The sequence below is a fragment of the Nocardioides dubius genome (assembly GCF_039528155.1).
Classification (GTDB): domain Bacteria; phylum Actinomycetota; class Actinomycetes; order Propionibacteriales; family Nocardioidaceae; genus Nocardioides; species Nocardioides dubius.
This window is the reverse complement of the sequence record NZ_BAAALG010000011.1, coordinates 132576-157349: the sequence shown is the minus strand read 5'-3', so window position 1 is coordinate 157349 and position 24774 is coordinate 132576. Positions and strand designations below refer to the sequence as shown.

Here is a 24774-nt window from a genome sequence, read left to right as displayed (position 1 = left end):
GGATGTGCGGGTGACAGAGTCCACGAAAGAGTCCAAGGGCGGGAAGGTCGTTGCCTTCACCGTGCTGGGCGTGCTCGCTCTCGGGGCGGCGGGTTACGTCGGTGCGTACGCCGCTGCCGGAGCCAAGGTTCCGCGCGGCACCAGCGTTGCCGGCGTCGAGATCGGCGGGCTCGAGCGCAATGAGGCGGTAGCCAAGGTCGAGGAGGATCTCGGCAGCCGCAAGCAGGTCAAGGTCTCCATCGACGGCACGACGACCCGGCTGGCGACCGCCGATCTCGGGATCAGCGTCGACGCCGCGGCGAGCGTCGCCGAGGCCGGGGGCGGCCGCAGCTGGTCGCCCGAGCGGCTCTGGAACTACTACACCGGCGGCGACGACGTCGACCCGGTGATCACCGAGGACACTGCGGCACTCGACGCGGTCCTGGACTCCCTCGACGAGAAGTACGGCACAGCACCCGTCGACGGCACCGTGGTCTTCCGCCGCGGCCAGCTCGACACCACCGAGGCCGAGACCGGCCGCGCGGTGGACCGCGAGGACGCGCGCGAGGAGCTCACCGACGCCTTGCTGAGCGGCGACGTCGCCGAGCTCGAGCTGGTCACCGCGGAGCCGGAGATCGATGGCAACGACGTCCAGAAGGCGCTCGACGAGTTCGCCAACCCGGCCGTCAGCGCCGCCGTCACGCTGGTCTTCGACAAGACCCCGATCCGGCTCAGCCCGGCGGAGTACAGCGCGGCACTGAGCATGGTCCCCGAGGACGGCGTGCTGGTCCCCGAGCTGGACGAGGCCCGCCTGGAGAAGGTGGTCCGCGCCAAGTTCGTCGACGACGACGCCGCGCCGGTCGACGCCACCGTCAAGCTGGTCAAGGGCAAGCCGCGCGTGGTGCCCTCACGTCCGGGCGTCGACTTCACCCCGGAGGACATCAGCGCCACCTTCCTCGACCTGGTCGTGCAGACCAGCGGTGCGCGCAAGGCGGAGGTCAAGGCCACCGTCCGCGACGCCGACTTCACCACCGCCGACGCGAAGGCGCTGGGCATCAAGGAGAAGGTCTCGACCTTCACCACCTACTACCCGCCGGCGACGTATCGCAACGTCAACATCGGGCGGGCAGCCGAGCTGATCGACGGCACCGTGCTCAAGCCGGGGGAGACCTTCTCGCTCAACGACACCGTCGGTGAGCGGACCGTCGAGAACGGGTTCACCTCGGGCTACATGATCGCCGACGGCGTGCTCAAGCAGGATCTCGGCGGCGGTGTCTCGCAGATGGCGACGACGACCTTCAACGCCGCCTTCTTCGCCGGCCTCGAGGACGTCGAGCACAAGGCGCACTCGCTCTACTTCGACCGCTACCCGGTCGGTCGTGAGGCGACCGTGGCCTGGGGCGCGGTGGACCTGAAGTTCAAGAACGACACCGACCACGGCATCCTGATCTCCGCCAAGGTGACGCCGGGCTACTCCTCCAACGGCGTGGTCACGGTCTCCATGTACGGCACCAAGGTCTGGGACATCACCACCAAGACGGGCGCCCGCTACAACTACCGCGCGCCGGGCACCCGCTACCTGCAGGGCGCGGGCTGCGAGCCCAACAACGCGCCCGCGAGCGGCTTCGACATCGACGTGTGGCGCTACTTCCACAAGCCGGGCTCGAAGGCCGTGGAGAAGACGGAGAAGTTCCACACCTCCTACATCGCCAACGACAAGGTCGTCTGCGGTCCGCCTCCGGGCGAGAAGAAGAAGGACGCGAAGACCGACGACTGAGCGGTCTCCGCGCCCTGCCGCGGCGCTGCCCGGGCTCAGGGCGCGCTGAGGTAGCGCAGCTCGTGGTGGGTGCTGAACCCGAGCGACTCGTACAGGTCCAGCGCGGCCTGGTTGTCGGACTCCACATGCAGCCAGCAGGTGGTCGCACCCCGCTCGGCGCCCCAGTCCAGCAGCTCGGCGATCATCCGGCGGGCCAGGCCGCGGCGGCGCAGCTCCGGCTCGACCTGGAGTGCATGCAACCCGAGCCAGTCGCCGGAGAGCCCGGCGCGGGCGGTCGCGACCAGATGCCCGCCGATCCGCAGCTCCAGGGCGACGCGGACCCCGTCGTCGGTGAGCCCGACCTGGGTCTGCGGACGCGCCACCAGTTGCTCGAAGCTCAGCGGCGCGACCGGGCGCAGGGCCCGCGCGGCGCGTGACAGCGAGCCCAGCTGGAAGACCGCGTCGCCACCGGGCACCGGCTGCCACCCGGCGGTGACGAAGATCCGCTCGGCGTCGCTGTCGCGGACCACCTGCGCCAACGGCTCGCGCTCGCGGGCGCGGTAGAAGGCACGGACCTCGTCAACGGCGTCGGCGTCCGCGCGCCCGGGCTCGCCGATCGCCAGGCAGGAGTTGGCCCGCTTGATCAGCCGGCCCACCGGCTGGGTGTCGCTGCGCAGCACCCACTCGCCGATCGGCGCGGTCTCCACGTGCGGCCACAGCACGAGGCTGTGCTGCTCGGCGTCTCGGGCGCTGATCCGGTGGCGTACCGGTGGACGCGGGGGGACCGGCTTGCCGGAGACGATCTCGGCGATCCGGATCGCGACCTCCTGGCCGTCCTCGCGGCGCACCACGCAGACGCCGTCGCCCCAGCTCAGGCAGACGCCGAGGACATCGGTGAAGGCAGGGCCCCCGGTCGCCCCGACCTGGCCGGGGAGCAGCCGTCGCACCACGATCCGGCTGCCCACCACATGCGCGCCGAGGCGGTGCTGGGGAGAAGGTTCGCTCGAAATGTGGAGGTCGCTGCCCGAATCCATGACCGGGATACTAGGCTGAAGCCACTCTTTGCCCCGTATGCCGTTTCAGGAGGAACTGGTGACCTACGTCATCGCCCAGCCGTGTGTCGACGTCAAGGACCGTGCTTGCGTCGACGAGTGTCCGGTTGACTGCATCTACGAGGGCAAGCGGATGCTCTACATCCACCCCGACGAGTGCGTCGACTGCGGTGCGTGTGAGCCGGTCTGCCCGGTGGAGGCCATCTTCTACGAGGACGACACTCCGGAGGAGTGGAAGTCCTACTTCGACGCCAACGCCGCGTTCTTCGACGACCTCGGCGCGCCGGGCGGTGCCGCCAAGATGGGCGAGATCGACCACGACGCTCCGTTCGTGGCGGGCCTCGAGCCGCAGAACCAAGACCACTGAGCTCGGTATCGTCGCGGCTCCCGGACTTCCCCTGGGACAAGCTCACCGAGTACGCAGCGCGTGCTCGGGGGCACGCTGACGGGATCGTGGACCTGTCGGTCGGAACTCCGGTCGACCCCACGCCCGCAGTGGTCCAGGAGGCGTTGGCGGCCGCAGCGGACAACCCCGGCTACCCGACGACGATCGGGTTGCCGGAGTCGCGTCAGGCCGTCATCGACTGGCTGAGCCGCCGCTTCGGCGTCCAGGGCCTGGGGCTCGACGGCGTGCTGCCGTTGATCGGCTCCAAGGAGCTGATCGCGAGCCTCGCGCTGCACCTCGGGCTCGGCGCGGACGACCTGATCGTCTACCCCGAGCTCGCCTACCCCACCTACGAGGTGGGCGCGGCGCTGGTCGGTGCCCGGCACCTGGCGGCCGACTCGCTGACGGCGATCGGTCCGGAGCGGCCGGCGCTGATGTGGATCAACTCGCCGTCCAACCCGACCGGCAAGGTGCTCGGCGTCGAACACCTGCGCAAGGTGGTCGAGTGGTGCCGCGAGCGCGGCACGCTGCTGGTCTCCGACGAGTGCTATCTCGAGTGCTCGTGGGAGGAGCCGCGCCCGATCTCGGTGCTGCACCCCGATGTCTGCGGTGACAGCCACCAGGGCATCCTGACCGTGCACTCGCTCTCCAAGCGCTCCAACCTCGCGGGCTATCGCTGTGCCTTCGTGGCCGGCGACCCGGCGGTCGTGGGCGAGTTGCTCGCGGTGCGCAAGAACCTCGGCCTGCAGATGCCCGGTCCGCAGCAGCTCGCGATGATCGCAGCCCTGGACGACGACGCCCACGTGGCCGAGCAGCACGCTCGCTACGCGGCACGTCGGGCCAAGCTGAAGGAGGCGCTGCTCGGCGCCGGCTTCACCGTCGACCACTCCGAGGCCTCGCTGTACCTGTGGGCCAGCCGGGGCGAGGACTGCTGGGCGACGGTCTCGTGGCTCGCGGAGCGCGGCATCCTGGCCGCTCCCGGTGCCTTCTACGGCGCCTCGGGCAGCCGGCACGTGCGGGTCGCCTTCACGGCGACCGACGAGCGGATCGACGCGGCGGTGGCGCGCCTCGCCTAAGGTGAGGCCGGTCCCAACCTTTGCTCCGGGGGGAGTGTGCGGCATCCATGACCAGTCCATCGTCGGGTTCGTCCTTGCGGGTGAGCGGTCTCGGTGAGAGCCGGGACTTCACCGAGGCGGTCGTGGTGGTCGGGCGCGAGCGTGGCCTGCCGATCACGCTCACCCATCCGGACGTCTCCCGACGCCACGTGGAGTTCCGCCGGGTCGGCGAGCACTGGTACCTGGTCGACCTCGGCTCCACCAACGGCACCTGGGTCGATGGCCGGCGGATCCAGCACGAGCAGCTGCGTCCCGGTGTCGCGACGCGCGTGCTGATCGGTGGCGAGAGCGGTGTCGTGCTGTCGGTGACCCCGCTCGCGGTCGCGCCCACCCCGGCTGCGCCCGCGCACCGTCCGGCAGCCCCCACCCCCCACCTGCAGCAGGCGCCGATGGCGGCCGGCGACCGGTTGCCGATCGCCCCGCCGGGCCGGCTCACCGACGGGCACACCGTGCTCCCGGTGAACCAGCCGCCCGACCGGATGCTCACCATCGGCCGCTCGCGCAGCTGCGACGTGGTGATCGACGACCCGCTGGTGTCGCGCCGGCACGCCACCATCACCCTCGGCCCGGCCCCGGTGCTCCGCGACCTGGGCAGCTTCAACGGCACCTTCGTCAACGGCCACCGGATCTCCACGCCGGCCCACCTCCAGCCGGGCGCCGAGGTGACGGTCGGCAACCAGGCGTTCACCTGGACCGGCGACAACCTCGCCGCCCGCGCCGGTCGCAGCGACCTCACTCTCTATGCGCAGAACCTGACCACGGTCGTCAAGGGCGGACGTCGCCTGCTCGACGGGATGTCGTTCGAGCTCGGACCCTCGTCGTTGACCGCCGTGATCGGTCCCTCCGGTGCCGGCAAGTCGACGCTCCTCGGCGCGCTCACCGGCTCGAGCCCCGCCACCCACGGCCAGGTGCTCTGGCAGGGCAGCGACCTGTACACCCACTACGAGCAGCTGCGCTTCCAGATCGGACTGGTGCCGCAACAGGACATCCAGCACCCGCAGCTCACCGTGCGCCAGGGGCTCAGCTACGCCGCCATGCTCCGGCTTCCGCCGGACACCGCCGCCGCCGAGCGGGCGCAGCGGGTGGAGACGGTGGTGGGCCAGATGCAACTGCAGCGCCAGGTCGACAACCGGATCGGCACGCAGCTCTCCGGCGGCCAGAAGAAGCGGGTCTCGATCGCCACCGAGCTGCTCACCGCACCGCCGCTGCTCTTCCTCGACGAGCCGACGTCCGGGCTGGACCCGGGCCTGGACCGCGACGTCATGCACCTGTTGCGCGGGCTCGCCGACGAGGGCCGCGTGGTGATGGTGGTGACCCACTCGGTGCTGGCCCTCGACGTCTGCGACAACGTGCTGGTGCTGGCGCCGGGCGGACGACGCGCCTACTTCGGCCCGCCGGCCGGCGTGCTGGAGCACTTCGGCTGCCGCGACTATCCGGCCGTCTTCGACCTGCTCGACGACCCGGACCTGTGGCAGCGGATCCCGCCGCCGCCCGCGTCGGTCGAGACCGGCCGTCTGCCTGCGGTCAATGCCCCGGTCGCGCAACCGCCGTTGCAGTCGCTCGGGCGCCAGCTGTGGACGCTGGTGCGCCGCAACCTCGCGGTCACCGTCTCCGACAAGATGCTGCTCGCGATGCTGCTGCTGATGCCGCTGGTGCTGGGGGCACTGAGCCGGGTGGTGCAGGGCGATGCGGGCCTGTCGTTGCTGAGCACGGCGGGGGAGAGCGACGCGGTCTCGCACCGCGAGGCCTTGCAGCGCTTGACGATCCTGATCGTCGCGGCGGCCCTGATGGGCACCGCCGTCACGATCCGGGAGCTGGTCAAGGAGCGGCCGATCTTCCAGCGCGAGTACGCGGTGGGGCTCTCGCCAGGGATGTACCTCGTCTCGAAGGTGCTGGTGCTCGGCACCGCCTGCTTCGCGCAGGGGGTCGTGGTCACCTGGCTGGCGACCGTCGGCCTGCCCGGTCCCGACGACGGCGGCGTGGCCGGGATGGGCTGGTTCGAGATCGCGCTGGCGATGGGCGGGGTCTGCTTCGCGATGGCGGTGCTCGGCCTGGCCGTCTCCGCGCTGGTCAGCTCCTCCGAGCAGACCATGCCGGCGCTGGTCGGCGTGGTGATGGTGCAGCTGGTGCTCTGCGGGGCGCTGGTGCCGGTGGCGGGACGCGCGGTGCTGGAGCAGCTGGCCTGGCTCGCGCCCGCGCGCTGGGGCTTCGCCGCCGCGGCGGCGTCGGTCAACCTGGACCTCGCCAAGGAGCAGGCGCTCGAGCGCGGCCAGGGTGACGAGCAGCTCGACGTCCTCTACGAGCACAGCGCGCTGCAGTGGTGGCTGAACCTCACCGTGCTCTGGATCCTGATCGCCGCCACGCTGCTGCTGGCCTGGTGGCTGGTGCGCCGCAGCGCGGTGCCGCGACGCTGACCGCGACGCACTCCTCGTCGCGCTCGTCGCGAGATCGACGCCCTGGCAGGGAATGCGGCGCCGGCTCGCGCCGTTGAGCACGGACGTGACCTCTGAGCTTGCCCTGTCCGTGCTCGACCTCGCTCCGGTTCGGGAGAACCAGACCTCAGCGGACGCCGTCGCCGCGTCACGGGAGCTGGCGCGTGCCGCCGACCGGCTGGGCTACCACCGCTACTGGGTGGCCGAGCACCACAACATGCCAGCGGTCGCCGCCACCAACCCGCCGGTGCTGATCGGCGTCCTCGCGGCAGCGACCGAGCGGATCAGGATCGGCTCCGGTGGGGTGATGCTGCCCAACCATGCGCCGCTGGTGGTCGCCGAGCAGTTCGCACTGCTGGAGGCGGCGTTCCCGGGCCGGATCGACCTCGGCATCGGGCGTGCGCCGGGCACCGACCCGGTGACGAGCTGGGCGCTGCGCTCGGGGGCCAGCGGCGACGAGGCGGTCGCCCGCTTCGCCGAGTACGTCGACAACGTGGTCACCCTGATGTCGCCGGCAGGTGCCGGCGTCTCGGTCGGCGGCCGCACCCACGAGCTGCGCGCGACCCCCGCGCCGCTCGGCCAGCCGCCGGTCTGGCTGCTGGGCTCCTCTGACTACTCGGCGCGCCTGGCCGCGTCGCGCGGGCTGCCCTACGTCTTCGCCCACCACTTCTCCGGCTCCGGCACCCACGAGGCGCTGGAGCTCTACCGCTCCAGCTTCGTGCCGAGCCAGGACCTCGCCGCGCCGCGGACCTTCCTGACCGTCAACGTCGTCGTCGCCGACACCCATGCCGAGGCCCAGGAGCTCGCCCTGCCGCAACTGCTGGCGATGCTGGCGCTGCGGACCGGGGGACAGCTGCTGGCCCAGCGCCTCGTGGAGTCGGCCGCCGAGGTCGTGGTGGCCGAGTCGCACCGATCGCTGCTGGAGGCGATGCGCGGTCGCTGGGTGATCGGTGATCCCCAGACGGCCGCGGCGCAGGTCCGCGCCCTGGCCGCGACCTACGGCGTCGACGAGGTGATGGTGCATCCGGTGGCCGGCGCACGTCGCGACGACCCCGCCGACCGCGCCCCGGCACGCGAGCGCACCCTGGACCTGCTGGCCGAGGCGCTGGGGCAGCGCTGATTAGGGATTCGTTGGCCGATGCCTCTAGACTGGCTAGTCGGCCCAACGTGGGTCTGCTTCGTGGTGCCTCGCGGCTGCCGGAAGCTGCGGTTCTCGACGTCGTTCGCGGCGTGATTCCGCTGCTCCTGGTCGAGGTCACGCAGCGGCTCACGAGGTCCACCCGGTGCCATCACCGGGAGGTTCCCGGGCCGGCCGAGCAGGCCTCTGCTCGGTTGCAGGAACGGTAAACCAATGAGCGGATTGCGGAGGACATGCCGAAGAAAGAAGGCGTGATCGAGATCGAGGGCACCGTTGTGGAGGCCCTCCCCAACGCGATGTTCCGAGTGGAGTTGAGCAACGGCCACAAGGTTCTCGCACACATCAGCGGCAAGATGCGCCAGCACTACATCCGAATCCTCCCTGAGGACCGGGTCGTGGTCGAGCTCTCGCCGTACGATCTCACCCGCGGGCGCATCGTCTACCGGTACAAGTGACGCCGACCGGGCTCGTCCCGGTCCGTCATCGGCACCACTCCTGCGGTGCCACCAGCCGATAACGAAGAAGAAAGGCCCTCCGAAGTGAAGGTCAACCCGAGTGTCAAGCCGATCTGCGACAAGTGCAAGGTGATTCGTCGCCACGGCCGCGTCATGGTGATCTGCGAGAACCCGCGTCACAAGCAGCGCCAGGGCTGAGTCCTGAGGCTGGGCCGTCAGGCCCGTGACAGCCGGCTCCGGCCGGCGCACAACTGAATAACCAGTTATCAACGTGAATGCTAGGTCTGGGCGACCAGACTGAATCACCTCCGGAACGGATGGCCGGAGCCGGGCACACAGCCACCTCGGTGGCCGCCACGGATGCACCACGTCCATACCACCGTGAATGAAGGGAAACCGCCTCAATGGCACGCCTTGTTGGTGTTGACCTCCCGCGCGAGAAGCGCATCGAGATCGCACTCACCTACATCTACGGCATCGGCCGTACCCGCTCGCAGCAGATCCTGGCTGCGACCGGCGTGGACCCGAACGCTCGCGTTCACACCCTGACCGACGAGGAGCTGGTCAAGCTCCGCGACGAGATCGACGCCAACTTCAAGACCGAGGGTGACCTCCGTCGCGAGGTCCAGGCCGACATCCGCCGCAAGATCGAGATCGGCAGCTACCAGGGTCGCCGTCACCGCATGGGCCTCCCGGTCCGCGGTCAGCGCACCAAGACCAACGCGCGTACCCGCAAGGGCCCCAAGCGCACCGTCGCCGGCAAGAAGAAGAAGTGATCGCAGCCTGACGAAGGCCCCAGCGCCTTTGACAGGTCGATCGGTTCTCTTCCGACTCGAACTCACAGACCAGCAAATCAGGAGTTACTGAATGCCTCCCAAGAGCCGTCAGGCTGCGGCGAAGACCAAGATCCGCCGCAAGGAGAAGAAGAACGTCGCTCAGGGCGAAGCCCACATCAAGAGCACGTTCAACAACACCATCGTCACCATCACCGACCCCACCGGTGCGGTGATCTCGTGGGCCTCTGCCGGCACCGTCGGCTTCAAGGGCTCGCGCAAGTCCACGCCGTACGCCGCGCAGATGGCAGCCGAGGCCGCTGGCCGTCGTGCCATGGACCACGGAATGAAGAAGATCGACGTGTTCGTGAAGGGTCCGGGTTCCGGTCGCGAGACCGCCATCCGTTCGCTGGGTGCCATCGGCCTTGAGGTCGGCACCATCCAGGACGTGACCCCCACCCCGCACAACGGATGCCGCCCGCCCAAGCGCCGCCGCGTCTGAGTTCTGCGACACCACCGATCTTTTTCTACTAAGGAGCAACTGAACCATGGCCCGTTACACCGGCCCCATGACCAGGAAGTCGCGCCGTCTCGGTATCGACCTCGTTGGTGGCGACCAGGCTTTCGAGCGTCGTCCCTACCCGCCCGGCCAGCACGGCCGTGCGCGCATCAAGGAGAGCGAGTACCGCTCGCAGCTGCAGGAGAAGCAGAAGGCCCGCTTCTCCTACGGCGTGATGGAGAAGCAGTTCCACAACTACTACGTTGAGGCTTCGCGTCGCACCGGCAAGACCGGCGACAACCTGCTCCAGCTGCTGGAGTGCCGCCTCGACAACGTCGTGTACCGCGCCGGCTTCGCCCGCACGCGTCGTCACGCGCGTCAGCTCGTCGTGCACGGCCACTTCAAGGTCAACGGCAAGAAGGTTGACATCCCCTCCTTCCAGGTGACCGCTCACGACGTCATCGACGTTCGCGAGAAGTCGCTGGAGATGACCCCGTTCATCGTGGCTCGCGAGACCCACGGCGAGCGCGTCGTCCCCGCCTGGCTCGAGGCCCTCCCGAACCGGATGCGGATCCTGGTCCACCAGGTCCCGGTCCGCGCGCAGATCGACGTGCCGGTTCAGGAGCAGCTCATCGTCGAGTACTACTCGAAGAAGTAATCTCAAGTCCACCCCCTCGGCGTGCCGAGGGGGTGGCACCTCTTCCCATCGATCACCGGTAGTTCGGGCCCATCAAATGGTGGGTGGGCCCGGGAAGGACATCATCAGTGCTTATCGCTCAGCGCCCGACTCTGTCGGAAGAGCCCGTTGGCGAGTTCCGCTCGCGGTTCGTGATCGAGCCGCTGGAGCCCGGCTTCGGCTACACGCTTGGCAACTCGCTGCGTCGCACCCTGCTCAGCTCGATCCCGGGCGCGGCTGTGACCAGCATCAAGGTGGACAGCGTCCTCCACGAGTTCTCGACCGTCGAGGGCGTCAAGGAAGACATCACCGAGGTCATCTTGAACCTCAAGGCTCTCGTCGTCTCCTCGGAGCACGATGAGCCTGTGACCATGTACCTGCGCAAGCAGGGCCCCGGTGACGTGACCGCCGCCGACATCGCGCCCCCGGCCGGTGTCGAGGTGCACAACCCCGACCTGAAGATCGCGACCCTGTCCGACAAGGGCAAGCTCGAGATGGAGCTCGTCGTCGAGCGTGGCCGCGGCTACGTCAGCTCGGTGCAGAACAAGGGCGGCGACAACGAGATCGGCCGGATGCCGGTCGACTCGATCTACAGCCCCGTGCTGAAGGTGACCTACAAGGTCGAGGCCACCCGTGTCGAGCAGCGCACCGACTTCGACAAGCTGGTCATCGACGTCGAGACCAAGCCGTCGATCCGTCCCCGCGACGCCGTCGCGTCGGCCGGAAAGACCCTGGTCGAGCTCTTCGGCCTGGCCCGTGAGCTGAACGTCGAGGCCGAGGGCATCGACATCGGCCCGTCGCCGGTCGACGAGCAGCTGGCTGCCGACCTCGCCCTCCCGGTCGAGGACCTGCAGCTGACCGTCCGCTCCTACAACTGCCTCAAGCGCGAGGGCATCCACACCGTGGGTGAGCTCATCAGCCGCTCGGAGCAGGACCTCCTCGACATCCGGAACTTCGGGTCCAAGTCGATCGACGAGGTCAAGGGCAAGCTGGTCGAGATGGGTCTCTCCCTGAAGGACAGCGCCCCCGGCTTCGACGCCGCCGCCGCCCTCGCCGCCTACGGCGATGACGACGACGACACGTTCGTCGAGGACGAGCAGTACTAACACCTAATTCCGGTACCTGATACGGCCGGTTCTACCCCGGTACCTGATACGGCCGGAGAGAAAAGAGAGAAGCATGCCTACTCCCACCAAGGGTGCCCGCCTCGGCGGTAGCCCGGCTCACCAGCGCCTGATCCTGTCGAACCTGGCCACCCAGCTGTTCGAGCACGGTCGGATCACCACCACCGAGGCCAAGGCTCGTCGCCTGCGCCCGCTGGCGGAGAAGCTGATCACCAAGGCGAAGAAGGGTGACCTGCACAACCGTCGCGAGGTCCTCAAGACCGTCCGCGACAAGGGTGTCGTCCACCTTCTCTTCACCGAGATCGCGCCGTCCTTCTCCGAGCGTCCGGGTGGCTACACCCGGATCACGAAGATCGGTCCCCGCAAGGGCGACAACGCCCCCATGGCCGTGATCGAGCTCGTCACCGAGGCCTTCGAGCCCAAGGTGCGCGCCAAGGCCGCTCCGGTCGCCGAGGCTCCGGCCGAGGAGACCGTGGTCGAGGAGACCGAGGTCGCTGAGGCTCCGGCCGAGGAGACCGCTGAGGCCACCGAGGAGGCTCCCGCTGAGGAGACCACCGAGGAGAACGCCGAGGAGAAGAAGGACGCCTGAGCGTCCTGCTTCGCCTGAGAGGGCCCGTCACCGCAAGGTGGCGGGCCCTCTCGCGTTGCCGAGTCTGGTGCCGCCGAGATCGGCGCGCTCCCCGGCCTGCCAGCCGTCGCGGGCACCGCTGCCGGAGAGCTGACGACGCCGGGCGGCTCGGAGCCGGGGGTAGGTGCGGTGCAGTGCCTCGGTGACCAGGGCAGCGCGGTCGGCGAGCACCAGCGAGGTGCTGGGCAGCCCGGGCGCCCGGACGGCGTCCGCGCGCTGCCGAGCTGCCTCCTCGGCGGCAGCGAGCCGGGTGCCGATCGCCCCTCGGAACCCGGCCAGCCAGGAACGCCGGAAGGCAGCCGCGCTCTCGCCGCGGGGGACCGGGGCCCGGACCATCCAGGTGGCCGCCTGGAGCAGCAGGCTGGTGAAGAGCAGCTCGGTGCGCTCCAGATCGGCGTCATGGCCGAACAGGTGGAGTGCCCAGCGGGTGCCGTCGGGGGTGCGCTCGGCGATCTGCACCGCCTGGCAGCCGTAGTGCGCGCTCACCGTGGCCAACAGGTCGGCTTTGTCCCGGGCGTAGGGCGGGTCGAGGTTCAGCACCCGGTCGCCGGTGCCGGCCGAGGTGGCGCGATCGGCGTCCAGGAGTGCTTGGTCGATGCCGTAGGCGGCGATCAGCTCGGCTGCCTTGGCGGTATACGCCTCGGCCTCCTGCGGGGTCGCGGCGTCGTTCTCCGCCTTCGCCAGGAGCTTGCGGATCTTGGCGAGGATGGGGTGGTCGCTCATGGTCCTCCTTGGGGTGGAGGAGTCAGACTGCCGGAGGGGTCCGACGCTTCTGCAGGCTCGCCCATCCGGCCATCAGCAGACCGAGCACGGTGAGCACCGCGCCGGCGACCAGCAGCGGGCCGAGATCCTCGCTCCACCCGAAGGCGACGATGACCAGCCCCACCACGATGTCGGCCAGGCCGAGGATGATGAAGAGTCGGTACGGGTTCGGGTTCGCGCCTTCTGCCATGGCCTGAGACTAGCCGGGCTCCGCCTGCATGGCAGGATCTGAGCGTGCGGATGCGGATCGACCTGGCCTACGACGGCACGGACTTCAAGGGCTGGGCCAAGCAGCCGCGGCTGCGCACGGTGCAGGGGGAGTTCGAGAGCGCGCTCGCCACCGTGCTTCGGGTGCCGGAGGCGCAGGTGGTCTGCGCGGGCCGCACCGATGCGGGCGTCCACGCGCGTGGCCAGGTGCTGCATCTGGACGTCGACGACGAGGTGATCGCGGCAGCGGCCCGGCTGCACCGCGGCGGACCGGACCTGGGCGTCGTCGCCCGGCGCCTCAACGGGCTGCTTCCCGGCGATCTGCGGGTGCGCGGGGTCAGCGAGGCCCCGGAGGGCTTCGACGCCCGGTTCAGCGCGATCTGGCGCCGCTACGCGTTCCGGATCGTCGACACGACCGAGCGGCTCGACCCGCTCGTGCGCCGGCACGTGCTCGCCTGGCCGCGCGAGCTCGACATGGCCGCGATGAACGCTGCCTGCGAGCCCCTGCTCGGCCTCCAGGACTTCGCCTCCTTCTGCAAGAGGCGTGAGGGGGCGACGACGGTGCGGACCCTGCTCGACCTGTTCTGGGAGCGCGACGCCGACGGGGTGCTCGTCGGCACGGTGCGCGCCGACGCGTTCTGCCACAACATGGTGCGGGCCCTGGTCGGCTCGCTGATCACCGTCGGTGAGGGCCGCCGCGACCCGCAGTGGCCGGCCGAGGTGCTGCGGGCCGCCCTTCGTGATCCGGCGGTCTCCGTGGTGGCGCCGCACGGCCTGACGCTGGAGGAGGTCGGCTACCCCGAGGGCGCGGAGCTGGCCGCCCAGGCCGACCGGGCCCGCAACCGGCGCGAGCTCGCCTGATCCGCGCCGTGCCCGGTGGGGGTCGAAGGACGTCGTGTCGGAGCCGGCAGGCACCATGGTCCTCATGACCAGCGAGCAGGAGCACTACTTCAGTGCCGACCCGAGCGCCCCGTTCAAGCGGGAGCCGCTGGAGGTCGAGGCATGGGGCCAGCGCTACGACGCCCTCAGCGGCGCGGGCGTCTTCTCCCGTGGCCACCTGGACCACGGCACCGCGGTGCTGTTCCGCGAGACGACCGCGCCCCGCTCCGGTCACCTGCTCGACCTCGGCTGCGGCTGGGGGCCGATCGGGCTGACGGCGGCGCTGGCCTCACCGCAGGTGCAGGTCACCGGCGTCGACGTCAACGAGCGGGCGCTGCTGCTGGCCAACGAGAACGCTGCCGCGCTGGGCGTGGCGGAGCGGTTCCGAGCGGTGCTGCCCGAGGCCGTCGATCCCGACCTGCGCTTCGACGAGATCTGGTCGAACCCGCCGATCCGGATCGGCAAGGCCGCCCTGCACGAGCTGTTGCTGACCTGGCTGCCACGGCTGGGCGGCGACGGCCGCGCGGTGATGGTCGTCGGCAAGAACCTGGGCGCGGACTCCCTCCAGCGATGGCTCACCGAGCAGGGCTTCCCGACCTCGCGGCTGGCCAGCGCCAAGGGCTTCCGGATCCTGGAGAGCCGGGTCGCCCGATGAGCACCCGGATCGTCGTCATCGGCGCGGACGCCACCGGGATGAGCGCCGCGCACCAGGCGCTGCGCTCGGCCCGCAGCCATGGCCGGGAGGTCGAGGTGACGGTGCTGGAGGCGACCGAGCACACCAGCTACTCGGCCTGCGGGCTGCCGTACTGGATCAGCGGCGAGGTGCCCAGCGGCGACGATCTCGTCGCGCGCAGCCCGGAGCAGCATCGTGCGATGGGGGTCGACCTGCGCACCGGCGCGCGTGTGCTCCGCGTCGACGCCGAGCGCCGTGAGGTGCGCTACCGCCACGGTGGTGCCGAGCAGGTGCTCGGCTACGACGAGCTGGTGATCGCAACGGGCGCGCACCCGATCGTCCCGGCGTGGGCCCAGGTCGAGGGTGTGGCCAAGCCGGGGCTCGGCGTGGTCAAGAACCTCGACGACGGCGCCCTCTGGCTGGACCGCCTCACCGCCTCGAGCGGCCGGCACGTGGTGATCGCCGGGGGTGGCTACGTCGGCATCGAGATGGCGGAGGCCGCGTTGGCGCGCGGGCATCGGGTGACGCTCGCGGCCCGCTCCCGGCTGCTCAGCATGCTGGAGCCGGGGATGAGCGCGTTGCTGGCCGACACCCTCAAGGCGGCCGGCGTGGAGGTGCTGCTGGACACCGCCGTGGACGGTGTCGACCATGACGACCAGGGCAGGCTGCGCGCGGTGCTCGCGGGTGCCCGGCGGATCGAGGCGGACTATCTCATCCTCGCCCTCGGCGTCGTTCCGGCCACCGAGTTCCTCGCCGGAAGCGGTGTCCCACTCACCGAGCGTGGTGCGCTGAGGCCGGACCCGTCCGGCCGGGTGGCACCCGGTGTCTGGGCCGGGGGCGACTGCTGCGAGGTGCGGCACCGGGTCCTGGACGACTGGCGGTACCTGCCGCTGGGCACCCACGCCAACAAGATGGGCCGGGCGATCGGGGAGAACCTCGGCGGGGGAGAGCTCGTCTTCCCCGGTGCGCTGGGCTCCGCGATCACCCGCTTCTCCGCTCCCGGCGGCTACCTGGAGGTCGCCGCCACCGGGCTCAACCTGCAGCAGGCGCGGGCCGCGGGCTTCGACGCCGTCGAGGTGGTCACCGAGGGCACCACCGCCAGCGGGTACCACCCCGATGCCGCGCCGATCCGGATCAGCCTGGTCGGCGACCGCGCCACCGGACGGCTACTCGGCGGGCAGGTGCTGGGCGGCCGGGGGGCCGCGAAGCGCATCGACGTCGTCGCGATGGCCCTGTGGAGCAACCTCACGGCCCACGACCTCGCGTGGGCGGACCTCGCCTACGCCCCGCCCTTCGCCACGGCCTGGGAGATCATCTCGCTGGCCTCGCGACGCCTGGCCGAGCGGCTCGGCTGAGCGACGGCTCGCCGTGCGCCGCAGTCGCCAGCCGCAGAAGGCGTACGCGGCCAGCACGATGGCGATGCCGGCGACCGGGTCGAGCAGGTAGTGGTTGGCGGTGGTGACGACGCTGAACGCCATCGCCAGCGGCAGCAGCACGCCGAGCGCACGCATCCACAGCCGCCGTCCCTCGAGGACGAGAGCGAGGCCCATCAGCAGGTCCCAGCCCACGTGGAAGCTGGGCATCGCGGCGTACTGGTTGACCAGTGACGGCGGCTGCAGCACCCGGTAGGCCGACGTCTGCTCGGAGACGGTGTCGATCAGCCCGATGTCCAGCAGCCGCGGCGGAGTGACCGGGAAGGTCGCGAAGATGACCATCCCGATCAGCCCCGACAGCAGCAGCGTGTTGCGGTAGAGCGGGTAGCGCTCGGGGCGCCGGATCGCCAGCCACAGCAGCACCGAGATGATCACCGGCCAGTGGCCGAAGATGTAGACCCCGTTGGCGAGCTTCTGCAGGAAGGTGTCGTCGAGCACCAGGTTCTGCAAGGCGGCCTCGTGGTGGATGCCGAGGGCGCGCTCGAGGTCGATGATCGCGTGCGCGTTGTCGTCCGCGGTGGCGACGCTGCCCTCGGTCAGGTGTCGCACCCCGAAGTAGACCAGGGCCGCGAGGGCCACCAGCAGGACCTGCCAGAGCAGTGCCCACAGGCGGTTGGAGCGCGCCGCGGCGCGGGTCCCCACCGTCGTGCGGGAGGGCGTGACGGCAGTGGGGGAGAGTGCATCCCGGTTCCAGATGTCCGCCTGCGACGTCATCGAGGGTCCTCTCGTCCGATTGATTGGCTCAACCACCCAATCCCGGATTACCAAACCGACGACAGGGGCAGCAACCCCAATCTGACCCGGACCTACCCCTCAGAGACCCCTGAGGTGGCCGGCTCGGGTTCGCGCACGGCGCCTGTCTCGCCCCGGGCACGCTCCCACCAGCCGCAGACCAGGATCACCGCCACGGCCAGCGCCGCGCCGGCGATCGTGTCGATCACGTAGTGCTCGGCGTAGTAGATCAGGCCGAGCGACATCACGATCGGGTACAGCAGGGAGAGCCACGCCCAGGCGTTGCGGAAGCGGGAGATCAGGTAGAACGAGATCAGGAACGCGGTCCCGGCGTGCAGCGAGGGCATCGCCGCGACCGGGTTGCCCACGCCGGTGAGGATCAGGTGGTAGCGGCCCATCCCGGTGTCGCCCCAGCCTCGGCTGGTCAGCCGGACGACCTCCTCGCCGACCATGTAGCCGTCGCGCGAGGCCATCCACGGCGGAGCCATCGGGTAGAGCACGTAGACGGCGAGGCCGGCGAAGTTCAGGCCGATGTAGCGGCGCATCCACTTCTTCCACTCCACCCGGTTGCGCAGCCAAAGCACGACGGCCAGGGTGAGCCCGAAGATGAAGTGGGTCGAGTAGACGAGCGTGAACAGCAGATCGAACCAGCGGGCATCGCTGTGCGGATCACACGGCGATCCGCACCATTGCTCCTGGAGCCACAGCGTCGGCAGGTGGCCACCGAACATCCACTTGTCGACGTCGATGGGCATGGTGAAGGCCACCGGCATCGCGTAGAGCTCGTCCGCGAGACCGCGGCCGTAGAAGTAGAGGACCAGCGCCAGCAGCGGCGCCCACCAGTCCCGGATGAAGCCGAGGTGGTGCTGGGCGGGCTCCTGGATGTTCCAGGCGATCGTCGCGCCCCACAGCCAGACGAAGATCTGCACGGTGTCGCTGGGGATCCCGAACTTGAGCGTCCAGATCGCGAGGATCGCCAGGAATCCGCCGAAGGCGAGCACCCGGGCTGCCACGCTCGTCGCGCCGCTGTGTCGGATATGCGCCTGGAGGTCGTCTTCTCTCTCCACCTCGCTGGCCATGCGGGGCATCGTACGGCACCGAGTTCCATCGCGTGGGCACCGCCCTTTCATGGCGCGGCCAGACGGCGGTCGACGGGTGTTGGCGTACTGGTCACCTGGCGTCCGGCGACGAACGGGCTCCGGAAAACGATGTGCGTCCAGCGGCGGTGACGGCGCACAATCTCTCGTTGTGGGACACATCGAAGTTGCCGGCCTCCGCTACGAGCTCCCGGACGGGCGGGTGCTGCTCGACGACGTCTCGTTCCGGGTCGGCGACGGCGCGAAGGTCGCCCTGGTCGGCGCGAACGGCGCGGGCAAGACGACGCTGCTGCGGATCGTGATGGGGGAGCTGGCTCCGCATGCGGGCGTCGTCACCCAATCGGGTGGGCTCGGGGTGATGCGGCAGATGGTCGGGGACGCCGCGACCACCGTCTCCGAGCTGCTGCTGGCGGTGGCGCCGGCCCGGGTGCGGGCCGCGGCAGCCGAGGTGGACGCCTGCGAGCTGGCCCTGATGGAGGTCGAGGACGAGGCCACCCAGATGCGCTACGCCTCCGCGCTCGCCGAGTACGCCGACGCCGGCGGCTACGACCTGGAGGTGACCTGGGACGTCTGCACCATGGCGGCGCTCGGCGTCGGGTTCGACCGGGTCAAGCATCGCGACCTCACCACGCTCAGCGGCGGTGAGCAGAAGCGCCTGGTGTTGGAGTACCTGCTGCGCGGCCCCGACCAGGTGCTGCTGCTCGACGAGCCGGACAACTTCCTCGACGTGCCGGGCAAGCAGTGGCTGGAGTCCCGGATCAACGAGTCACCGAAGACGATCCTCTACATCAGCCACGACCGCGAGCTGTTGAACGCGACCGCGACTCGGGTGGTGACCGTCGAGCTGGGCAGTGCCGGGAACCGGGTCTGGACGCACCCGGGTGGCTTCGGCTCGTACCACGAGGCGCGACGGGATCGGTTCGCCCGCTTCGAGGAGCTGCGACGGCGTTGGGACGAGGAGCACGCCAAGCTCAAGGCGCTGGTGCTGCGGCTCCGGGTGAAGTCGGAGTACAACGACGGGATGTCCAGCCAGTACCGGGCGGCGCAGACCCGGCTCCGCAAGTTCGAGGAGGCCGGTCCGCCCACCGAGCAGCCGCGCGAGCAGCAGGTCACGATGCGATTGACCGGGGGCCGGACCGGCAAGCGCGCGGTGGTCTGCGAGGGCTTGGAGCTGACCGGCCTGATGAAGCCGTTCGACCTGGAGGTCTGGTACGGCGAGCGGGTCGCCGTGCTCGGCTCAAACGGGTCGGGCAAGTCGCACTTCCTGCGGCTGCTCGCCTCCGGGGGCTCCTCCCCGGAGAAGGAGCACCTGCCGGTCGGCGAGGTGGAGATCGCGCCGGTCGCCCACCGGGGCGTGGCGCGGCTCGGCGCCCGGGTGCGTCCGGGCTGGTTCGTGCAGACCCACGCGCACCCCGAGCTGGTCGGGCGGACCCTGGTGGAGATCCTGCACCGTGGCGACGACCACCGTGCCGGCATGCCCCGTGAGCAGGCCTCGCGGGCCCTGGACCGCTACGAGTTGGCACATGCCGCCGAGCAGCGCTTCGACTCCCTGTCCGGTGGCCAGCAGGCGAGGTTCCAGGTCCTGCTGCTGGAGCTCTCCGGCGCGACCCTGCTGCTGCTTGACGAGCCGACCGACAACCTCGACGTCCAGTCCGCCGAGGCGTTGGAGGAGGGCCTGGCCGCCTTCGAGGGAACGGTGCTCGCGGTCACCCACGACCGCTGGTTCGCCCGCGGCTTCGACCGCTTCCTGGTCTACGGAGCCGACGGCTCCGTCTACGAGTCCGACCAGCCCGTCTGGGACGAGTCCCGCGTCACCCGCCCCCGCTAACCCGAACCCGCGCTTGTTCACACCCGAACTTGCGCTTGTTCACAAGCGAACCTGCGCTTGTTCATTGCTCGCGGGGAATCTTCGGTGGGAAGGTGCGGCGGTGAAGCGGCATTCGCTGAGCCAGGACATCCTGCAACCGGCTGATCCAGCCCGCGCGGCCAGCGGCCGTGAGGTCTTGCTTCCGCACCACGATGACTAGCCAGCCGGCCCTTTCCAGGGCTTCACGGCGATCTTGGTCGTGGGAACGGCGGTCGGGGCCGTGGTAGGCCTCGCCGTCATACTCGACGGCGACCTTGAGTGCCGGGTAGGCGAAGTCCAATCGCAGCAGCCCCCAGGCTGGGAGGCGGAGCTCCACCTGCTGTTGGGGCTGTGGAAGCGCAGCTTCAATGATGAACCACTTGGTCCACGACTCCCCTGGGGACTCGGAGAGCGGAGATGCATGTGCGACGACGCGCCGGGCCTGGATGACGCCCCGCCGTCCGCGATGACGAACGAGTTGTGTCTGGAGGTCGAAACGACTGATGTTGTGACTCCGCATGAAGGACTCGACGACCGCGAGTGCCTGCGCACCTCCCCGAAGGCTTGCCAAGTCGATCGCGGTTCGAACGGGTGTTGTGACGCGGACGCCGTCCAACATCATGATCTCGTCCGGCCGGAGAGCTCTCTCACCGGCGTAGATGCCGCGGGAGCGCGAGGCGCAGGCCTGCACTGAAACGACTTCCAAGGCCGGGGCCCGCGTCTCAATCTCGAAGGGAAGCAAGCAGTCAACGCCGTGTAACCAGGCTGCGCTGCGGTCGCAGATCACGGCATGAGGCGGCAGGCCAAGTGCCGCGCATCGTGCGCGTGTTGCCGTGGTGTCGGGCAACTCCGTCGGGCAGTAGACCCCACGAAACGGGTGTCGCAACTGGCCAGCCGCGACGAGGCGGTGGAGATCCATGGGACTGAAGCCGAGAGCGCCGTCAATGGTGGAGCGAAAGGGGATCGAGGGTAGTTCCATGCTTGGTGAGCATGCCCGGCGTCGGTGAGCGAGTCAGGCACAGGTGAGTCCGCCTGTGGATGACAATGCGAGCTTGCACTGGTAGCAGTGCAAGCTCGCAGGTGAACAAGCGCAAGTTCGGGTGTGAACAAGCGCAAGTTCGGGGTTAGGGGGCGTCGGAGCCGAGGGTGAGGGTGGTGGTCTTGGCGTTGCCGTTGCGGATGTAGGTGATCTCGACCTTGTCGCCGGGGCGGTAACCGCGGACGGTGGCGATCAGGGCCTCGGAGCCGGTCACCTGGTGGTCGTCGATCTTGGTGATCACGTCGCCGGCCTTGAGGCCGGCCGCCTCGGCGGCGTTGCCGGAGGTCGCCTCCTGGATCTGCGCACCGGTGGCCCCGGTGTCGTCGGTGCGGACGTCGGCGACGGTGATCCCGAGCCGGGCGTGGGTCGGGGTCTCGCCGTTCTGGATCTGCTCGACGATCGGCAGTGCGGCGTCGATCGGGATCGCGAAGCCGAGACCGATCGAGCCGCCCTGGCTGGTCTGGTCGTAGCCACCGCTGCTGCTGGTCTGGATCGAGGCGTTGATGCCGATCACGTTGCCGTTCATGTCCACCAGCGGTCCGCCCGAGTTGCCCGGGTTGATCGCCGCATCGGTCTGGATCGCGGCATAGGCGGTCGCATTGCCCTGCTGGTCCTGGGCCACCTCGACCGGTCGGTTCAGGGCGCTGACGATCCCGGAGGTGACCGTGGCGTCGAGGCCGTACGGCGAGCCGATCGCGACGACGTCCTGGCCGACGGCGATGTTCGACGACTTCCCGAGGTTGGCCGGGGTGAGTCCGGAGACGTTCTCCGCCTTGATCACCGCGAGGTCGGTCAGCGGGTCGGTGCCGACGACGGTGGCCCGGGCCCGGGTTCCGTCGCTGAACGCGACCGTCACCGTGCCGCCCTGGCCGGCGAGCTCGACGACGTGGTCGTTGGTGAGGATCTGGCCATCGGAGCTGAGGATGATCCCGGAGCCGGACCCACTGCCCTGCTGACCGGTGACCTCGATCTGCACCACCGAGGGGAGCACCTTGTCGGCGACCGACTGGACGCTGCCGTCGGTGGCCTTGGTGACGCCGGTGTCGACCACCGACGAGTGCTGCACCGAGCCGCTGCTGGTGGAGTCGTTGCCTGCGGTCCACGCCGCCGCGCCGGCCACCCCTGCGCCACCGCCGAGCAGCAGCGCGCCGACCAGCAGGCCGACCGCGCCGGCCCGCGAGCGTCGCTGCGGCTTGACCAGTGCGGCGGGGATGCCGGGCTGCTGAGCGCTGTACCCCGCAGAACCCGGAGCCTGCGCGCCGCCGGGGTGCCCCGGACCGCCGAGCGGAGCGCCCGGCGCGGGGGAGTGGCCCTGCTGCGCGCCGTACTGCTCCGGCTGCCCTGCGGCCGGGTAGCCCGGCTGCGGAGCGGGACGGGCACCGGCCTGGGCGGCGTCGGTCGCCGGCGGGGGCCAGGGGCTCTGGCCGGGGCCGGGGCCGAACGAGCCGGCGTCCAGGGGGAGCTTCTGGGTGGGGTCCTGCGGCGTCTGGTCGGTCATGACTCCAGATTGCTGGGCCTGACTGTGAACTCCCTGTGAGCAGCCGAGGGAAAGGCCAAGACTTCCTGAGGGGCGATGGGGGCCACCCCTTGTTCGATCGGGTGACCTGCGTCACAATCGCCCACACGCAGGCCGAGGGGGCCGTGACCGGAAGGAACCGCGTGAGCCAAGCACCGCAGCACGTCTATGTGGATGACCGACTGGCCTGGTGGGCCGAGCAGACCCCGGACGGCGAGGCGATGACCTACCTCGGCCGCACCTGGACCTGGGGACAGTGGAACGACCGGGTCCGCCGTGCGGCCGGAGGCCTCGCCGCACTGGGGATCGGCCGGGGCGACGTCGTCGGGTTCCTCGACAAGAACCACCCGGCCTGCGTGGAGATCAGCTATGCCGCGGCGAGCCGCGGCGCGGCCAACGCGATCGTCAACTGGCGCTCGGCCGGCGACGAGGTCGACTTCGCCGTCAACGACTCGGGCGCGCGCGTGCTCTTCGTGGGCGCGGAGCTGATGCCGACGATCGAGACCATCCGCGACCGGCTGGTCAACGTCGAGCGGATCATCGTGGTCACCCCCGAGGGCGGCGACGACGACGACGAGTACGAGGCGTGGCTCGGCGAGCAGACGCCGATCGGACGCGCGGACGACGTCAGCACCGACGACGTCTGCCTGATCATGTACTCCTCCGGCACCACCGGGCGCCCGAAGGGGATCATGCTGACCCAGGCCGCGATGGTCGCGCACACCCTCAACGCCCACGACGGCTGGGGCTTCGAGCCCGGCGACAAGTCGATGGTCGCGATGCCGCTCTTCCACGTCGGCGGGTCGTCCTATGTCATGTTCGGCATCCACGACGGCATCCCGAGCGTGATGACCCGTGACCCCGACGGCGCCTCGCTGGCCGGCGCGATCCTGGCCGGCGCCAATCGCACCTTCCTGGTGCCGGCGGTGCTGGCGCAGGTGCTTCAGGCCGGGCCGGATGCGGTGAAGCTGTTCGGGGCGCTGAAGACCTACACCTACGGTGCCGCGCCGATGCCTCCGCCGTTGCTGCGCGCCGCGATGCAGGCCTGGCCGGAGACCGACTTCATCCAGGTCTACGGCCTGACCGAGGTCGCCGGGGTGGCCACCCATCTGATGCCCGAGCACCACCGCGACGCCGCGCACCCCGAGCGCCTGCTCTCGGCCGGCATCCCGATCCCGGGGGTCGAGGTGCGGATCGTCGACCCGGCCACCCTGGACGACGTCGCCGTGGGCCAGGAGGGCGAGATCTGGCTGCGCACCCCGCAGCTGATGAAGGGCTTCCTGAACCGCCCCGAGGAGACCGCCAAGGCGATCGTCGAGGGCGGCTGGTTCCGGACCGGCGACATCGGCAAGGTCGACGAGGGCGGCTTCGTCTACGTCCACGACCGGATCAAGGACATGATCATCTCCGGCGGCGAGAACATCTACTCGCCGGAGGTGGAGCGGGTGCTGGCCGAGCACCCGGCGGTGCTGGAGGTGGCGGTGATCGGCGTCCCCGACGACCGGTGGGGAGAGGTCGTGAAGGCGGTGGTCGCCCTGAAGCCGGAGACCACTGCCAGCGAGCAGGAGCTGATCGACTTCGCGCGCGAGCGCCTGGCGCACTTCAAGGCTCCGCGCAGCGTCGACGTGACCGAGGCGCTGCCGCGCAATCCCAGTGGGAAGATCCTCAAGAGGCAGCTGCGCAAGGAATTCTGGGAGGGTCGGGACTCCGCCATCGTCTGAGGGCCTCGAGGAGAGGCCCCGTGAGGAGCCTCTGATGCAGATCACCACGCTGGCCACCGGTCTCGGCTTCTGTGAGGGACCGGTGGCCCTGCCCGACGGGTCGATCGCGGTCGCCTCGATCAGTCTCGGCTGCGTCCACTTCGTGCGCCCGGATGGATCCGTGGAGGTCGTCGAGGTCGGCGGCGGGGCCAACGGGCTGGTCGCCGACGCCGACGGTGTCGTCTACGTCGCCCAGAACGGGGGAGCCTGGCACGGCTCGGGGCCGGCGCCCGGCGGCGTTCAGGTGATCCGCGACGGCCGTGCGGCGTACCTGTGCGAGATCGACGGCATCCCCAACGACCTGGTCTTCGGCCCGGATGGCCGGCTGTGGGTCACCGACCCGGTCCGCGAGTTCGGCTGGAACGACGGCGTCGGCGCGGTGCCGGGCCGGGTCCATGCGGTGGACCCGGCGACCGGAGCGAGTGAGGTGGTCCTGGAGGACGGTCCGGTCTTCCCGAACGGGTTGGCCTTCACCCCGGACGGCGCCGGCCTGCTGCTGACCGCGACGACCGGAGCCGAGCTGTGGCACTACGACCTGGCCGGAGGCCGGCTGGTGAACGGCCGCATCCTGGCGACGATCCGCGACGGGCATCCGGACGGGATGACCCTGACCGAGCGGGGCGCCTGGGTGGCCACGACCAGCGGGCACCGGCTGGACCTCTTCGGACTGGACGGCGCGCTGCTCGACAGCGTGGACACCGGCGCCGGCTCGATGCCGACCAACGTCTGCCCCGACCATGCGGGCACCGGCCTGTACGTGACGGCGTCGCTGCGCGGCCGGTTGCTGCACGTGAGGCTCTGAGCGCAGGGCCCGGGAA

24 protein-coding genes and 1 pseudogene are annotated in these 24774 nt (G+C 70.1%); 18 read left to right on the top strand and 7 right to left on the bottom strand.

The genetic code is table 11. The features are described from left to right. The first annotated feature begins 10 nt into the window (after positions 1-10). Entirely contained in the window at positions 11-1756 is a 1746-nt protein-coding gene (locus tag ABD151_RS13795; protein WP_343995308.1) for a VanW family protein, read from the top strand. A 35-nt stretch (positions 1757-1791) separates the two neighbouring features. Here the strand turns inward: ABD151_RS13795 and ABD151_RS13790 are convergent, their stop codons facing one another. Continuing rightward, positions 1792-2769, bottom strand: coding sequence for a GNAT family N-acetyltransferase (locus ABD151_RS13790; protein WP_343995306.1), 978 nt, complete (start codon positions 2767-2769; stop codon positions 1792-1794). 58 nt (positions 2770-2827) lie between these two features. On the opposite strand from ABD151_RS13790, the gene fdxA reads away from it, so the two are divergent. From fdxA to rplQ, 11 genes are all read left to right on the top strand, one after another. Then, complete coding sequence (gene fdxA, locus ABD151_RS13785) at positions 2828-3154, top strand: ferredoxin (RefSeq protein ID WP_343995304.1); 327 nt, start codon at positions 2828-2830, stop codon at positions 3152-3154. Then, the gene (dapC, locus tag ABD151_RS13780) at positions 3151-4248 is read left to right on the top strand and encodes a succinyldiaminopimelate transaminase (protein WP_343995803.1); all 1098 of its coding nucleotides are present in this window, start codon (positions 3151-3153) and stop codon (positions 4246-4248) included. The genes fdxA and dapC overlap by 4 nt, the downstream gene beginning before the upstream one ends. Positions 4249-4328: 80 nt before the next feature. Continuing rightward, complete coding sequence (locus tag ABD151_RS13775) at positions 4329-6701, top strand: FHA domain-containing protein (protein ID WP_343995302.1); 2373 nt, start codon at positions 4329-4331, stop codon at positions 6699-6701. An 85-nt stretch (positions 6702-6786) separates the two neighbouring features. Further along, positions 6787-7839: an LLM class flavin-dependent oxidoreductase gene (locus ABD151_RS13770; RefSeq protein WP_343995300.1), complete on the top strand. Its 1053-nt coding sequence runs from the start codon at positions 6787-6789 to the stop codon at positions 7837-7839. Positions 7840-8090: 251 nt separating this feature from the next. Further along, entirely contained in the window at positions 8091-8312 is a 222-nt protein-coding gene (gene infA / locus ABD151_RS13765; protein ID WP_011757309.1) for a translation initiation factor IF-1, read from the top strand. An 84-nt stretch (positions 8313-8396) separates the two neighbouring features. Continuing rightward, entirely contained in the window at positions 8397-8510 is a 114-nt protein-coding gene (gene rpmJ / locus ABD151_RS13760; RefSeq protein WP_004008316.1) for a 50S ribosomal protein L36, read from the top strand. A gap of 206 nt (positions 8511-8716) precedes the next feature. Next, positions 8717-9088, top strand: coding sequence for a 30S ribosomal protein S13 (rpsM, locus tag ABD151_RS13755; RefSeq protein WP_343995298.1), 372 nt, complete (start codon positions 8717-8719; stop codon positions 9086-9088). Positions 9089-9179: 91 nt separating this feature from the next. Next, the gene (gene rpsK, locus ABD151_RS13750; RefSeq protein ID WP_343995296.1) at positions 9180-9587 is read left to right on the top strand and encodes a 30S ribosomal protein S11; all 408 of its coding nucleotides are present in this window, start codon (positions 9180-9182) and stop codon (positions 9585-9587) included. A gap of 46 nt (positions 9588-9633) precedes the next feature. Beyond that, positions 9634-10242 (top strand): 30S ribosomal protein S4, encoded by a 609-nt coding sequence (gene rpsD / locus ABD151_RS13745; RefSeq protein WP_343995294.1) that lies wholly within the window; start codon positions 9634-9636, stop codon positions 10240-10242. A gap of 107 nt (positions 10243-10349) precedes the next feature. Continuing rightward, positions 10350-11366, top strand: coding sequence for a DNA-directed RNA polymerase subunit alpha (locus tag ABD151_RS13740; protein WP_343995292.1), 1017 nt, complete (start codon positions 10350-10352; stop codon positions 11364-11366). Between the two features lie 73 nt (positions 11367-11439). Beyond that, the gene (rplQ, locus tag ABD151_RS13735) at positions 11440-11973 is read left to right on the top strand and encodes a 50S ribosomal protein L17 (protein ID WP_343995290.1); all 534 of its coding nucleotides are present in this window, start codon (positions 11440-11442) and stop codon (positions 11971-11973) included. A gap of 27 nt (positions 11974-12000) precedes the next feature. On the opposite strand, the gene ABD151_RS13730 is transcribed toward rplQ, so the two are convergent. After that, entirely contained in the window at positions 12001-12735 is a 735-nt protein-coding gene (locus ABD151_RS13730) for a DUF2786 domain-containing protein (RefSeq protein WP_343995288.1), read from the bottom strand. A 22-nt stretch (positions 12736-12757) separates the two neighbouring features. After that, complete coding sequence (locus tag ABD151_RS13725; RefSeq protein ID WP_343995286.1) at positions 12758-12964, bottom strand: hypothetical protein; 207 nt, start codon at positions 12962-12964, stop codon at positions 12758-12760. 50 nt (positions 12965-13014) lie between these two features. Between ABD151_RS13725 and truA the strand changes: the two genes are divergently transcribed. The 3 genes from truA (at position 13015) to ABD151_RS13710 (ending at position 15888) form a co-directional block, all read left to right on the top strand. After that, complete coding sequence (gene truA, locus ABD151_RS13720; RefSeq protein ID WP_343995802.1) at positions 13015-13842, top strand: tRNA pseudouridine(38-40) synthase TruA; 828 nt, start codon at positions 13015-13017, stop codon at positions 13840-13842. Between the two features lie 64 nt (positions 13843-13906). Further along, positions 13907-14515, top strand: a complete 609-nt coding sequence (locus tag ABD151_RS13715; RefSeq protein WP_343995284.1) for a class I SAM-dependent methyltransferase — start codon at positions 13907-13909, stop codon at positions 14513-14515. Next, complete coding sequence (locus tag ABD151_RS13710) at positions 14512-15888, top strand: FAD-dependent oxidoreductase (RefSeq protein WP_343995282.1); 1377 nt, start codon at positions 14512-14514, stop codon at positions 15886-15888. Before ABD151_RS13715 ends, ABD151_RS13710 begins: the two co-directional genes overlap by 4 nt. A 51-nt stretch (positions 15889-15939) precedes the next feature. Here ABD151_RS13710 and ABD151_RS13705 read toward each other — a convergent pair. Beyond that, a pseudogene (locus ABD151_RS13705) lies at positions 15940-16680 on the bottom strand (phosphatase PAP2 family protein); the annotation flags it as partial. Between the two features lie 92 nt (positions 16681-16772). Continuing rightward, on the bottom strand, positions 16773-17777 hold the full coding sequence (locus tag ABD151_RS13700) for a phosphatase PAP2 family protein (protein WP_343995280.1): 1005 nt from the start codon (positions 17775-17777) through the stop codon (positions 16773-16775). Positions 17778-17946: 169 nt separating this feature from the next. Here ABD151_RS13700 and ABD151_RS13695 point away from each other — a divergent pair, with 169 nt between their 5' ends. Next, complete coding sequence (locus ABD151_RS13695) at positions 17947-19623, top strand: ABC-F family ATP-binding cassette domain-containing protein (RefSeq protein ID WP_343995278.1); 1677 nt, start codon at positions 17947-17949, stop codon at positions 19621-19623. Positions 19624-19684: 61 nt separating this feature from the next. Here ABD151_RS13695 and ABD151_RS13690 read toward each other — a convergent pair whose 3' ends face one another. Next, the gene (locus ABD151_RS13690) at positions 19685-20620 is read right to left on the bottom strand and encodes a type IV toxin-antitoxin system AbiEi family antitoxin (RefSeq protein ID WP_343995276.1); all 936 of its coding nucleotides are present in this window, start codon (positions 20618-20620) and stop codon (positions 19685-19687) included. A 145-nt stretch (positions 20621-20765) separates the two neighbouring features. Beyond that, the gene (locus tag ABD151_RS13685; RefSeq protein ID WP_343995274.1) at positions 20766-22178 is read right to left on the bottom strand and encodes a S1C family serine protease; all 1413 of its coding nucleotides are present in this window, start codon (positions 22176-22178) and stop codon (positions 20766-20768) included. 161 nt (positions 22179-22339) lie between these two features. Between ABD151_RS13685 and ABD151_RS13680 the strand changes: the two genes are divergently transcribed. Together ABD151_RS13680 and ABD151_RS13675 are read left to right on the top strand one after the other, a co-directional pair. Next, positions 22340-23917: a long-chain-fatty-acid--CoA ligase gene (locus ABD151_RS13680; RefSeq protein WP_343995272.1), complete on the top strand. Its 1578-nt coding sequence runs from the start codon at positions 22340-22342 to the stop codon at positions 23915-23917. Between the two features lie 34 nt (positions 23918-23951). Next, positions 23952-24758 carry an SMP-30/gluconolactonase/LRE family protein gene (locus tag ABD151_RS13675; protein WP_343995270.1) on the top strand — a complete coding sequence of 269 codons (807 nt, stop codon included), beginning with the start codon at positions 23952-23954 and terminating at the stop codon, positions 24756-24758. The last annotated feature ends 16 nt before the right edge of the window (positions 24759-24774 follow it).